The sequence below is a fragment of the Streptomyces reniochalinae genome, from assembly GCF_003323735.1.
Lineage (GTDB): Bacteria > Actinomycetota > Actinomycetes > Streptomycetales > Streptomycetaceae > Streptomyces > Streptomyces reniochalinae.
This window is the reverse complement of the sequence record NZ_QOIM01000018.1, coordinates 43,099-55,883: the sequence shown is the minus strand read 5'-3', so window position 1 is coordinate 55,883 and position 12,785 is coordinate 43,099. Positions and strand designations below refer to the sequence as shown.

Below are 12,785 nucleotides of genomic sequence, written 5' to 3'. Positions count from 1 at the left end.
CACGTACCGGAACAAGCGCCGCAGCAAAGCCACTAGGCGGCACGCGGCGGAGCCGAACCCGCCGGACGGGCCGCGGCCATGCCGAACCGGCGGCGGGCGCGATCGCCCGCCGCCTCCGCACGGCGGGCCTTCTCGTCGCGTACGTCGAAGGAGAGCTGCCGCGAGGCGAGTTCGGCGGCGGTCAGCTCCTCGGCGCGCAGGGCGATTCCGCGTACGCGGGCGCGTTGCAGGCCGAGCGCGTCGTGCAGGGCGTAGGCCGCCGCGGCGAGGGCCGGGGTGTGCGCGGTGGGTTCGGCCAGGGCGCGGGTGCGGGTGGTGGCGGAGCGGTCGGCGTAGCGGACGGTCAGGGACAGCGCCCGCGCCACCTGCTCCTCGGCACGCAGTCTGAACCCCAGGTCGTCGGCGAGGGTGAGCAGGGCGCTCCGGCGCCGTACCGGATCCAGCTCGTCCCGCTCGAAGCGGTGTTCCGCGCCGGCCGAGCGCGCGGGTGCGGTGGGGGTGACGGGGGTGGGGTCGACGCCCCGCGCCCGCTCGTGCAGCCGTCTCCCCTGGGCCGCGCCGAGGATGCGCTGGAGGGTGGCGGGGGGTGCGGCCGCCACCCGTCCGACGCTGTCGAGCCCGTACGCGCACAGCGTGCGGGCCGTCGCGGGGCCCACCCCGTGCAGGGCCGCGACCGGCCTGCGGTCGAGGAAGCCGGCGGTCTCCTCGGGGCGCACCTGGCGGATCCGTCCCGGCTCGCCCGCCTGCGCCGCCATCCGGGCCAGCAGCGGGCTCGCGGCGACGCCGACGGTGCAGTCGGTCCCGTGCAGGGCGAGCGCCCGCAGCCGCACGAGCTGCGCCAGTTCGGCCGCGCTCCGCCCGAAGTAGCGCAGCGCGCCCCGTACGTCGGCGAGCGCGGCGTCGGGCGGGAGTGCCTGGACGAGCGGGGTGATGTCGGTGAGCAGCGCCAGAAGTTCCTCGTAGCGGCCTTCGTGAGGTGCCGAGTGCGCGGGTCCCGGGTGGGGCGCCGCACCGAAGTGGACGTAGAGGACGTGGGGTTCGCCGGCCGTCTCCGCGGCCCGGACGGCGTCGGTCATCCCGCGCTCCCCGGGCTGGAGTGCCACAGCTTGCGCAGCGCCTTGGGCGAGTCGGCCGTCTCTCCGGCGGGGCGGAGGTCGGCCCAGGGGTGCATCCGGTAGCCGGGGGCGACCTCGAGGGTGCGGCCTGGGCCGCGGGTCTCTTCGGCCTCGGGGGCTTCTTCCGGGGCCGAGGAGGTGGTGCGGGGAGGCTCGGCGAGCCGTGCGGTGACGGCCTCCAGGCCGCCCTCGCGGCGCAGTTCGACCAGTTCGACCAGGTCCCAGGCGGCGGAGCCGACGACGCTGAGGCTGCGCGGGCCGCGCCGCTGGACCGTGCCGCGCACCAGCAGCAGCCAGGAGTGGAAGACGGTGTGCGCGCAGGCGGCGTGCGAGTCCTCGAAGAAGGCGAGGTCGGACAGGCCCGTGCCGTCGTCGAGGGTGGTGAAGATGACGCGTTTGCCGGAGGAGAGCGGCGGGGTCTGGGTCGCGGCCTTGGCGCCGGCGATCAGCACGGTCTCGCCGTGCCGTGCCGCGCGCAGGGTGCGGGCCGAGTGGGCGCCGAGTTCGCGGAGGAAGGCGAGGTGGTCGGCCATCAGGTGGCGGGAGGTGTCCATGCCGAGGACGTCGAGTTCGGCACCGAGGCGTTCCCCGCTGTCCAGGTCGGGCAGGTGGACGGGTTCCGCCTGGCGCGTCGTGTCGCCGGTGGCGCCGGGTTCCGGGGTCTCGCCCAGGGCGAGCTGGCCCTCGCGCGCTCCCCTGGCGCGCTGGGCGCGGTGCAGTTCGGCGAGGTGCAGCAGCAGGTCGCGGCGGTTGCCGCCGGGCGCGAAGGCGTCCAGCGCGCCGATCTGTGCGAGGCGTTCGGCGACCGGGCGGGAGGGGCGGGCGCGGCGCCAGAAGTCGCTGAGCGAGGCGTAGGGCGCGCCGGCCTCGATGCGGGCGGCGTCGGCCTCGCTGATGCCCTGCACCTCGGCGAGGGCGAGGCGCAGCCCCCACAGCCCGGATTCGGACTCCAGTTCGACTCGATAGGACACGGAGGACCGGTTCACGTCCAGCGGCAGCACCGGCACCCCGCGCCGCCTCGCGTCCGCCAGCAGCAGCCGCTTGGGGTACATGCCCGGGTCGTGCTCCAGGATCCCGGCGTAGAAGGCCGCGGGCCGGTGCGCCTTGAGCCACGCCGACTGGTACGTCGGCACGGCGAACGCCACCGCGTGCGCCTTGCAGAAACCGTACGAACCGAAGGACTCCACCAGCTTCCAGGCGTGCGCGATCACCTCGGGCGTGAACCCCTGCCCCGCGGCCGCGTGCGCGAACCAGGCCCGCGCGCCCTGCCGCTGCTCGTCGTCCTTGAGCACCCGCCTGACCTCGTCCGCACGCCCACGGTCGCAGCCCGTCAGCCGGGCCAGGATGCGGATGACCTGCTCGTGGAAGATCGCCACCCCGTACGTCTCGGCCAGCGGCTCGGCCAGCGCGGGGTCCGGATGGTCGATGCGGCGCCGCCCGTGCCTGGCCTCGATGAAGGGGTGGACCATGTCGGCGCCGACAGGACCTGGACGGAAGAGGGAGATGTCCACGACCAGGTCGTGGAAGTTCTCCGGCTGGAGCCGCCCGATCAGATCGCGCTGGCCCGGCGACTCGATCTGGAAGCAGCCCAGCGTCTCGGAGGCCCGGATCAGCTCGTACGTCGGCTGGTCGCCCTCCCCGAGCGCGTCCAGGTCGATCCGCTCCCCCGCCGCGCGCTCGACCTCGGCGACCGCGTGCGCCATCGCCGACTGGAGGCGCACCCCCAGCACGTCCAGCTTGAGCAGCCCCAGGTCCTCCACGTCGTCCTTGTCGAACTGCGCCATCGCGAAGCCCTCCCCGCTGGTGGGCACCACAGGCGTGCGGGAGCGCAGTGACGAGTCCGAGAGCAGCACCCCGCACGGGTGCATGGCCACGCCGCGCGGCAGCCCGTCCAGCGCCTCCACCAGGTCCCAGAAGTGCGCGCCGTGGTCCTCCCTCGCCACCTGGCCCAGCTCCGGCAGCTCGGCCAGCGCGGAGCGCGCGTCCCGCGCCCTGATGTGCGGGAACGCCTTGGCGAGCCGGTCGACCTCGGCCGGATCCATGGCCAGGGCCGCGCCCACGTCGCGGATGGCGTGCCGCACCCGGTAGGTCTCGGGCATGGCGACGGTGGCCACCCGCTCCTCGCCGAAGCGTTCGAAGATGGCGCGGTAGACCTCCAGCCTGCGGGCGGACTCGACGTCGATGTCGATGTCGGGCAGCTCGGCCCGGCGCGTCGAGAGGAATCGCTCCATCAGCAGCCCGTGCGCGACGGGATCGGCGTGCGCGATCCCCAGCAGGTGGTTGACGAACGACCCCGCGCCCGAGCCCCGCGCGGCGACCCGCACGCCCAGCTCGCGGACGTCCTCGACGATGCGCGCGACCGTCAGGAAGTACGAGGAGTAGCCCAGGGACTCGATGACGGCCAGCTCCTGCTCCAGCCGCCGCCAGCGCTCCGGCTCCCGGTCGTAGCGGCGGGTGACCATCGCGGCGGCGCAGCGGGAGCGCAGCGCGCGGGCCGCGGTGTGCCCTCCGGTGCCGGCCAGGTGGGGCTCGGGAAAGTGCACCCGGCCGATGCCCAGGTCCTCCTCGGGGTCGACCCGGCAGGCCGCCGCGGTCTCGGCGGTGAGTTCGAGGAGGCGGTGCGCGGTGGCGGCCCCGTATCCGGCGGCCTCGGCGATCCGCCCGGCCGCCTCGGCCATCAGGTCGGGCCCCTTCAGCCAGCGCTCACCGCCGTCGAGCCCGCGGCGCGGGTCGACGGGGACGAGGCGGCGGGCGGCGTCGAGGACGTCGGCGACGTTCACCTCGGTGCCCGGCGCCGGGTCGGCGTAGCGCACGGCGTTGGTCAGCACGGGCTTGACCCCTTCCCGCGCCGCCAGGTCCAGCGTCCTGGCGGCCTGGCGGAGGGGGCCCGAGGCGGTGACGGCCAGGCGGAGCGCGTCGCCGTGGACCTCGCGCCAACGGGCGAGGAGGGCGGCAGCCAGGTCGGGACGCCCGGCACCGAGCGCGTGGCCGACGTCCGAGTCGGCGCCCAGCAGCACGGTGACCGCCTCGCCCCCGAGAGCCGTGCGGGGCAGCAGGGGCTGCTCGTGGCCTGCTGCGTGCGCCTCGGTGACCAGCCGGCACAGCTCGGCCCAGCCGTGGGCGCCGTCCCGGGCGAGGAAGACCGCTCGCCGTGCCGACTCGTCGACGAAGCTGCCGCCTCTGACCGGTGTGCGGCGGGCGCTGCGGCCTTCCGGCGTGCCGTCCCCGCGGCCCCTTCCGTGCGCGGCCGCGCCCGCGTCACCGTCCGCGACCGCCAGGTCGACGCCGTACACGGGCCGCACCCCGGCGCGTGCGCACGCCCGTGCGAAGCGGACGGCGCCCGCGAGGGTGTCCCGGTCGGTCAGGGCGACTGCTTCCATGCCTCGCTCGGCGGCGCGCTCGGCGAGGGTCTCGGGGTGGGAGGCGCCGTAGCGCATGGAGAAGCCGGAGGCCGCATGGAGATGCGTGAAGGCCGGCATCGCGCGCACCTCCTTGCTTCAGCACCCCCTCGGTTCCGGTCACCACAATAAACCAGCCATCGAACCTTTATTCGAATACCGCCCCGCACCTCTCCCCTTCCGGAGGGACCGCAGGGACGGAACCCTCGCGCAGGGAGCTCCAGGGGCGGCTCACAACCGCTTGCGGAAGGTCACCCGGTCCAGCGACGGCCCGTCGTAGTCGGGCCGGGGCTCCGAGACCTCGAACCCCAGCGCCGCATGGAAGGCGATCGACCGTTCGTTCACCGGCGAGGTGATGGCCTTGACCACGCTGCGCCCGTCCTCCCGGGCCCGGGCGAAGAAGCGCTCGTACAGCTCACGGGCGAGCCCGGAGCGCCGCAGGTGCGGAGCGACACCCGCGAAGTGGACGTAGGCCTGGCTGGATTCCGACGGCGAGAGGAACCCGATCAGGAACCCGGCGAGCGCACCGCCGGGCTCTTCGGCGATCAGGCTCGTCCCGTAGAAGTGGTCCACGAACACGCGAGTGAGGTCGCGCGAGGCGGGGCGGCCCCACCAGTCGTCGACGACGGCGATGACGGCGTCGTAGTCCTCGGGGCGTGCGGTACGGACGGTGTACTCGGGGAGGCCGGCATTCATACCGGCCTCCCTACCCGCCCGTCGGCGGCAGGTCACATGTGGGTGCCGCCGTCGATGCGCAGTTCGGTGCCGGTGATGAAGGCGCCGTCGTCGCAGGCCAGCATGGCGATGGCGCCGGCGACGGTCTCCGGGCCCGCGAAGCCCTCACCGAGCGCGGGGGACAGCTTGGCCAGCAGGCTGTAGTCGGTGTCCTCGGGCAGCCCGGGGTTGTGGGTCATGCCGGAGGCGATGGATCCCGGCGCGACGCAGACGGCACGCAGCCCCCGCTTGCTGTACTCGGAGGCGATGGCGTGCGTGAAGGACTGGATGCCGCCCTTGGTCGCGGCGTAGGCCGCCATGTAGGGGTGCGCGAAGCTCGCCGAGGTGGAGCTGAAGTTGACGACGACGCCCTTGCCGCCGGCCAGCAGCGCGGGCAGCGCCTGCCGGGTCATCAGGAAGGTGCCGGTGAGGTTGACGCCGATGATCCGGTTCCAGAACTTCAGCGTCATCGTCTCGGTGTGCCGGGAGTCCAGGATGCCGGCGGCGTTGACCAGCACGTCCAGTCCGCCCAGGCCCTCGATGGCGCCGCCGATCCGCTGCCGCACGGACTCCTCGTCGGAGATGTCGGCGGTGACGAGGGCCAGGCGGGCGTCCGTGCCGTCCTCCGCGGCCAGGGCGCGGGTCTTCTCCAGCCCCTTCTCGGAGATGTCGGCGGCGACGACGTCGCCGCCCTCCCGCAGCAGGCGCACCACGGTGGCCTGGCCGATGCCGGAGCCCGCGCCGGTGATGAGGATCTTGCGCCCGTCGAAGCGGTTCATGGCTGCTCCTTCTTCCGCTGCTCTTCTGTTGTGAGTGGGTTCTCCGCCCCTCGCCTGCCACGGTACGCCTGGATGACACAACGTGCCATCCAGGCGCATCGTGTACCCGTTCTGCGCGCTGCCGTACGCTGCGAGCCATGACCACCCGCCCCGGGGCCGCCGCCCGCCCCTCCCTTACCGAGCGCCGCAAAGCCGAGACGGAGCGCGAGATCGCCCGGCACGCCGCCGAGCTGTTCTCCGCGCACGGCGCGGCGGGGGTCACGGCGGAGGGCATCGCCCAGGCGGCGGGGGTCTCGCTGCGCACCTTCTACCGCTACTTCCGCACCAAGGAGGAAGCGGTCACTCCCCTGCTGACCGGCGGGGTGCGCCAGTGGCTGGCAGAGCTGGCGGCCGCCCCCGCCGAGCTGTCCGTGGCCGAGGCGCTGGAGCGGGCCGTGCGCGGCGCCCTCACCCCGCAGGGACCGCACGCGGACCTCCAGGCCGAGGCGCTGGAGAGCACCCGCGGCCTGCTGCGCGCCGCCGGAGGCGACCCCGCGCTGCACTCGGTGTGGCTGCGGGTGCACGCGGAGACGGAGGAGGCGCTGGTGCCCGTGCTCGGGCAGCTCTCCCGCCAGGACACCGACCCGCTGGAGCTGCGGCTGGCGGCGGCCGCCGCCAATGCCGCCATGCGGATCGCCATGGAGACGTGGGCGGCCGGCGAGGCCGGGCCCGACGACCCCGCGCGAGGTCCGGCCTCACTCGCCGTACGCTGTCTGCGGGGGCTGACCGCAGGAGTGCGGACACCCCGCGCGTAGCCGTACCTGCTCACGCGCGCTGCGGGACGGCGCCGTGCTGTGACCGAGATCAAAGCACCGGCACCCCTACCCGGCGCCGTGCGGGGTAGGGGCACGCGGGATACGGACGTAAGCCAGCGCGGACACGCAGGGCCCCACCCGGGCCCACGGCCGCGCGATCAGCCGAAGGAGCCCCATGAAGGTCGGGATTGTCGGAGCCACCGGTCAGGTCGGCACAGTGATGCGCGAGATTCTGGCCGAGCGCAAAGTCCCGGTCGACGAACTGCGCCTGTTCGCCTCCGCCCGCTCCGCGGGCCGGACACTGCCCTGGAAGGGCGGCGAGGTGACCGTCGAGGACGCGTCGACGGCCGACTACGCGGGACTGGACATCGTCCTGTTCTCGGCAGGCGGCGCCACCTCCAGGGCGATCGCCGAGAAGGTCGCCTCCCAGGGCCCGGTCGTCATCGACAACTCCTCGGCCTGGCGGCTGGACCCCGAGGTGCCGCTGGTCGTTTCGGAGGTGAACCCGGACGCGGCCAAGCAGCGCCCCAAGGGCATCATCGCCAACCCGAACTGCACCACGATGGCCGCGATGCCGGTGCTGCGCCCGCTGCACGACGAGGCGGAGCTGACCGCGCTGGTCGTCTCGACCTACCAGGCGGTCTCCGGCAGCGGACTCGCGGGCGTCGCCGAACTGGAGGGGCAGGCCCGCAAGGCGGTGGAGAGCGACGCCGCGAAGCTGACCTTCGACGGCGAGGCGGTGGACTTCCCCGAGCCGGACAAGTTCAAGCGGCCGATCGCCTTCAACGTGCTGCCGCTGGCGGGCTCGATCGTCGACGACGGCCTGGCCGAGACGGACGAGGAGCACAAGCTCCGCAACGAGAGCCGCAAGATCCTCGACGTCCCCGGCCTGAAGGTCTCGGGCACCTGCGTGCGCGTCCCGGTCTTCACCGGCCACTCGCTCCAGGTCAACGCCCGCTTCGCGCGCCCGCTCAGCCCCGAGCGCGCCGCCGAACTGCTGGCCGCGGCACCGGGCGTGGAGCTGTCCGACATCCCCACCCCGCTCCAGGCGGCCGGCAAGGACGCCAGCTACGTGGGACGCATCCGCGCGGACGAGACGGCCGAGAACGGCCTGTCGCTGTTCCTCTCGAACGACAACCTGCGCAAGGGCGCCGCGCTCAACGCGGTGCAGATCGCGGAGTTGGTCGCGGCCGAGCTGAGCTGACGCCGCCGCGTGCACGTACGGAACCCCCCGGACCGTGTCCGGGGGGTTCCGCCGTGGGGGGAATGACCGAATCAGCCGATCTTGGCACCCAGCGCGTCGAGCGCGGCGGGCACCGGCTGGAAGTAGGTCTCGCCGCCGGCGGAGCAGTCACCGCTGCCGCCGGAGGTCAGACCCACCGCCTTGTCGCCCGCGAAGAGCGAACCGCCGCTGTCACCGGGCTCGGCGCAGACGTCGGTCTGGATCAGACCGTCGACGGTGCCCTCCGGGTAGGTGACGGAGGCGTCCACGGCCTTGACGGTGCCGTCGTGGACCTGGGTGGTGCTGCCGCTGCGGGTGACCTTCTGGCCGACCTCGGCCTCACCGGCGCCGGAGATGGCCTGCGTACCACCGTCGTAGAGGTTGACCTCGCTCGGGTGGTCGGTGTCGCCGGTGTAGGTGGCGATGCCGTAGTCGTTGCCCGGGAACTTGCCGTCACCGCTCTCGGCGATGGGCTGGCCGCCCTCGCTGTCGGACCAGGAGGAGATCGCGGTGGTGCAGTGGCCCGCGGTCAGGAAGCCGGGCTTGCCGTCGGCCGTGGTGACGTTGAAGCCGAGCGAGCAGCGGCCGCCGTCGCCCCAGATGGCGTCGCCACCGGCGATCTTGGTGGTGAACTTGCCCTCCGAGCGCTTGAGTTCGGCCTTGCCGTCCTGGGCCTTGACGGCCTTCTTCAGCTTGGCGAGATCGGCGCCCTTGACCGTCTTGTCCGCCGTGACGACGACCTTGTTGGTCTTCACGTCGACCGAACGGGCCGTGCCGGGGATGTTCTTCCCGGTCAGGGCGTCCTTGGCGGAGTCGAGCTGGGCCAGGGTGTGCGTGACGACCTTGGCCTGCGCCCCGGCCGCCTCGACCTTCTCCTTGGCCGCCTTGTCGGTGACGTTGACGACGAGCTTGTTCGCCTTGGCGTCGTAGTAGGAGCCGGCGTCACCCTTGATGTCCGAGGTCAGCTGGTCGGCCAGCTGGGCCGCCGACGTCGAGGAGAGGGACTTGAGCGTGGGGGCGTCCTGGGAGGCGTTGGCCGTGGTGGCCGTGAGCGTCCCGACGGCGAGGGCGGCGACCGCCGACCCGGCGAGGACTATGCGGCGCTTGGATACGCGTCGGTGCTGTGACAACGTGGAACCTCCAGTGGGGGGTTGGACCGCCCGGGGTGTGGGCGGGCCAGGAGGATGTATGGAGCGCGGACCTCCGACTCACAGGAAGTCGCGTCCATGCCAACTTGTGGGCCGAGTATTGCGAGCCCCGTCGCCCCCGCACAAGGTTCAGATCACGTCAGCCGACCGGAAGTTCGGTTTCCCTGTCAAGGTGCCGAACGTCCCTTCGTGTCCGCGACGTCCCGCCCGACAACAACCCGGGGCGATGCCATGTGTCCGCACGGTAAGGCGTAGACCTGACTGGATATCGACCCTGACCGCCGCCACACGCACGTGCCCGTGCACGCCTGAGGTGGCGCACACGGGCACACCAGCCACCCGCGCTCTCAGCGGGACGGGCGTCAGTACACGCTCACGCCGTACGCGTTGAGGGCCTCACGCACGGGCTGGAAGAAGGTGGTACCACCGCTGCCGCAGTCACCGCTGCCGCCGGAGGTGAGACCGAGCGCCGTACCTCCCGCGTAGAGAGGGCCGCCGCTGTCCCCCGGTTCCGCGCACACGGTGGTGCGGATCAGCCCCGAGACGATGTCGCCGCCCCCGTAGTTGACCGTGGCGTTGAGACCGGTGACCTGCCCGCTGTGGGTACCCGTGGTGCTCCCGCGCCGGGTCACGCTCTGGCCGACGCGCGCGTCTCCCGCACCGGTGATGTCGACGCTGCCGACGGTCCCCGGGTGGGAGAGAGCGGAGTTGCTGTACCGCACCAGCCCGTAGTCGTTACCGGGGAAGCTCGAACCCGCCGTGGGGCCGATGAGGGTGGAGTGGCCGGAGTCGGTGTACCAGTTGCCACCGCCCTCCGTGCAGTGCCCGGCGGTCAGGAAGTAGTACGTGCTGCCCTTGCGGACGTTGAACCCGAGCGAGCAGCGGTACTGGCCCGCGTAGACGGCGTCTCCGCCCGAAAGGTACCGCCGGTAGGTGCCGTCGACCCGCTCGATCTCGACAGCACCCGCGACCTCGCCCGCGGCCCGCCGGATCCGCGCCAGCTCGGCGCCCGAGACCCGGCTGTCGGCGGAGACGACGAGCTTGCCGCTCTCCTTGTCGACGTACCACGCCGTGCCGGCCACGTCGGCCGAACGCACGGCGTCGCTCGCCGTGTCCAGCGCGGAGGCCGACCAGGTGTGGGGGGCGGGAGCTTCGGCGGAGGCCGTGGCCGGCGCGACGAGCGCCCCGGCGGCCGCCATGCCCGACGCGACGGCGATCAGCCGGTTGCGTCTGCGGCGTGTCACACTGTCGCCCGATGTGGTGCGCTTGATCTTCACTTTTCCTCCCGATCACGGAAATCAAAGCGTGCTCCTGACAAACGCTGCATGGAGTATTCGCCGTGATTTTCCGGACCGGCAAGACCCTCTTTCGGACTCCCTCGGCGTTTGGGACGACGAAGAGCGGGGAGAAGCCAGACCTGGTCAACACCAGGTCAACCCGGGACGATGCGGAAGGTGTCGCTCACTCGGATGTCCTTGGCGGCCACCCATCCGGCGGGAACGGGACAATGCGGACCCTCTCGCGCTCCTTCACCTGCCTCTTAACACGAGATCCCTGATCGAGTGCCAGAAGTTCTGCACCAGAACCGTCACGAAACCCCGCCAGGATGGGTATCCGCTTGGCGCATCATCAGCATCATGGACGACCATAGGGGTTGCGGACCCGCGGCGGAGCGCTGAGAACAGTGGGACACCGCGCGAAGGAAAGGAGGCGTCCATGGGATCGGTGCGCAAGGCGAGTGCCTGGCTGGGCCTCGTCGACGACAGCGAGATGCGTTACTACGACTATGCCGACGGGACGGACGACGGCCCGGCCGGGGGGCCGGTACCCGCGGACGCCGCACGGGAGCCGTGGGTCACCGACCCCAGAGTCCGCGTCACGGCCGAGACCGCCCAGGACCAGGGCACCAAGATCGCTACCGTCAGCCCGGACTGCTTCCGCGACGCACGCGGCATCGGCGAGCTCTTCCGGGACGGGGTCCCGGTGATCGTGAACCTCACCGCCATGGACTCGGCCGACGCGAAGCGGGTGGTGGACTTCGCCGCGGGCCTGACCTTCGGCCTGCGGGGCTCCATCGAACGCGTCGCCAACCGCGTCTTCCTGCTGACCCCACCCGACTACAGCGTCGTCACCAACGAAGACCACCACGACCCCGGCGGCTTCTACAACCAGAGCTGACCCCTGGCCCCTCACAGGGCCAGGGGCCCAGCCCCATGCCGGGGGTCCAGGGGGCGGAGCCCCCGTAGCGGGGGGCAGTTGGGGGCAGCGCCGCCCCGAAGCCTCCCCGGCGAGGGGCCGGGGGCCTGGGGGCGGAGCCCCCAGCCAGAGGGCAACACCCTCGGAGGTGGGCGGCCTCCGTGAAAAGGGGAAGGCGTGGGGGTCCGCCCCACAAGAGGTCAGCCCCGGAGGCGACGTCAACCCCGAAACGCGTCGACCCCCGTAAGCGCCTTCCCCAACACAAGCTGATGCATCTCCACAGTCCCCTCATACGTCAGCACCGACTCCAAGTTGGTGCTGTGCCGCATGACCGGATACTCCATGGAGATCCCGTTCGCCCCCAGCAGCGTCCGTGCGACCCGGCAGATCTCGAGCGCTTCCCTGGTGTTGTTCAGCTTCCCGAAGCTGATCTGTTCGGGCCGCAGCCGCCCGGCGTCCATCCGCCGCCCCAGGTGGTGGGCGAGCAGCACGCCCTTGTGGAGTTCGACGGCCATGTCGGCGAGCTTGGCCTGGGTGAGCTGGAATCCCGCGAGCGGCTTTCCGAACTGCTCCCGCTCCCGCGTGTACGCGAGCGCCGCGTCGAAGCAGGCGCGGGCGGCGCCCATGGAGCCCCACACGATGCCGTACCGTGCGTGGCTCAGGCAGCTCAGCGGACCGCGCAGCCCGTGCGCCTCGGGCAACACGGCGTCGGCCGGCAGCCGCACGTCGTCCAGCACGAGCTCGCTGGTGACCGAGGCCCGCAGGGAGAGCTTGTGCTTGATCTCGGGCGCGGAGAAGCCGGGGGTGTCGGTCGGGACGACGAACCCGCGGATGCCCTCGTCGGTGCGGGCCCACACGACGGCGACCCCGGCGACCGAGCCGTTGGTGATCCACATCTTGCGCCCGTTCAGCACCCAGTCGGAGCCGTCGCGTTCGGCGCGGGTCCGCATGCCGGAGGGGTCGGAGCCGTGGTCGGGTTCGGTCAGCCCGAAGCAGCCGATCACCTCGCCCGAGGCCATGGACGGCAGCCAGTGCTGTTTCTGCTCCTCGCTGCCGAACCGGTGGAGGGCGTACATGGCGAGGGAGCCCTGGACGGAGACCAGGGAGCGGATGCCGGAGTCGGCGGCTTCCAGTTCCAGGCAGGCCAGCCCGTACTGCACGGCGCCGGCCCCCGCGCAGCCGTACCCGGTCAGTGACATGCCGAGGGCTCCGAGTGAGCCGAGTTCGCGCGCCAAGTCGCGGATGCCGGGGAGTTCGCCGCGCTCGTACCAGTCGGCGACGTACGGGGTGACGCGGTCGGCGGCCCAGGAGCGCACGGTGTCGCGCACGGCGCGGTCCTCGTCGCTGAGCAGGTCGTCGATTCCCAGCGGATCGTGCGCGTCGAACGCTGTCATGGGCGGGGCCTCCGGGGCGGAACGA

General features: G+C 72.5%; 10 protein-coding genes. 3 read left to right on the top strand and 7 right to left on the bottom strand.

Going from position 1 to position 12,785, the window contains the following annotated elements; genetic code table 11:
* Positions 1–32: 32 nt before the first annotated feature.
* The 4 genes from DQ392_RS01060 to DQ392_RS01045 all read right to left on the bottom strand — a co-directional run bounded on the left by DQ392_RS01060 (position 33) and on the right by DQ392_RS01045 (position 6,006).
* Positions 33–1,076 carry a DNA polymerase Y family protein gene (locus tag DQ392_RS01060; protein ID WP_114013685.1) on the bottom strand — a complete coding sequence of 348 codons (1,044 nt, stop codon included), beginning with the start codon at positions 1,074–1,076 and terminating at the stop codon, positions 33–35.
* The gene (locus DQ392_RS01055; protein ID WP_114013531.1) at positions 1,073–4,594 is read right to left on the bottom strand and encodes a DNA polymerase III subunit alpha; all 3,522 of its coding nucleotides are present in this window, start codon (positions 4,592–4,594) and stop codon (positions 1,073–1,075) included. Before DQ392_RS01055 ends, DQ392_RS01060 begins: the two co-directional genes overlap by 4 nt.
* Positions 4,595–4,744: 150 nt before the next feature.
* Complete coding sequence (locus DQ392_RS01050) at positions 4,745–5,209, bottom strand: GNAT family N-acetyltransferase (RefSeq protein WP_114013530.1); 465 nt, start codon at positions 5,207–5,209, stop codon at positions 4,745–4,747.
* Positions 5,210–5,241: 32 nt separating this feature from the next.
* Positions 5,242–6,006, bottom strand: a complete 765-nt coding sequence (locus DQ392_RS01045) for an SDR family NAD(P)-dependent oxidoreductase (RefSeq protein WP_114013529.1) — start codon at positions 6,004–6,006, stop codon at positions 5,242–5,244.
* A 137-nt stretch (positions 6,007–6,143) separates the two neighbouring features.
* On the opposite strand from DQ392_RS01045, the gene DQ392_RS01040 reads away from it, so the two are divergent.
* Both DQ392_RS01040 and DQ392_RS01035 read left to right on the top strand, forming a co-directional pair.
* Positions 6,144–6,800: a TetR/AcrR family transcriptional regulator gene (locus tag DQ392_RS01040; protein WP_114013528.1), complete on the top strand. Its 657-nt coding sequence runs from the start codon at positions 6,144–6,146 to the stop codon at positions 6,798–6,800.
* A gap of 175 nt (positions 6,801–6,975) precedes the next feature.
* Positions 6,976–8,004, top strand: coding sequence for an aspartate-semialdehyde dehydrogenase (locus DQ392_RS01035; protein ID WP_114013527.1), 1,029 nt, complete (start codon positions 6,976–6,978; stop codon positions 8,002–8,004).
* A gap of 71 nt (positions 8,005–8,075) precedes the next feature.
* Here the strand turns inward: DQ392_RS01035 and DQ392_RS01030 are convergent, their stop codons facing one another.
* Positions 8,076–9,152 carry a S1 family peptidase gene (locus DQ392_RS01030; protein WP_114013526.1) on the bottom strand — a complete coding sequence of 359 codons (1,077 nt, stop codon included), beginning with the start codon at positions 9,150–9,152 and terminating at the stop codon, positions 8,076–8,078.
* A gap of 380 nt (positions 9,153–9,532) precedes the next feature.
* Positions 9,533–10,447 carry a S1 family peptidase gene (locus DQ392_RS01025; RefSeq protein ID WP_114013525.1) on the bottom strand — a complete coding sequence of 305 codons (915 nt, stop codon included), beginning with the start codon at positions 10,445–10,447 and terminating at the stop codon, positions 9,533–9,535.
* 439 nt (positions 10,448–10,886) lie between these two features.
* Here DQ392_RS01025 and DQ392_RS01020 point away from each other — a divergent pair, with 439 nt between their 5' ends.
* Positions 10,887–11,348, top strand: coding sequence for a cell division protein SepF (locus DQ392_RS01020; protein WP_114013524.1), 462 nt, complete (start codon positions 10,887–10,889; stop codon positions 11,346–11,348).
* 236 nt (positions 11,349–11,584) lie between these two features.
* On the opposite strand, the gene DQ392_RS01015 is transcribed toward DQ392_RS01020, so the two are convergent.
* Complete coding sequence (locus tag DQ392_RS01015; RefSeq protein WP_114013523.1) at positions 11,585–12,760, bottom strand: acyl-CoA dehydrogenase family protein; 1,176 nt, start codon at positions 12,758–12,760, stop codon at positions 11,585–11,587.
* Positions 12,761–12,785: the final 25 nt, after the last annotated feature.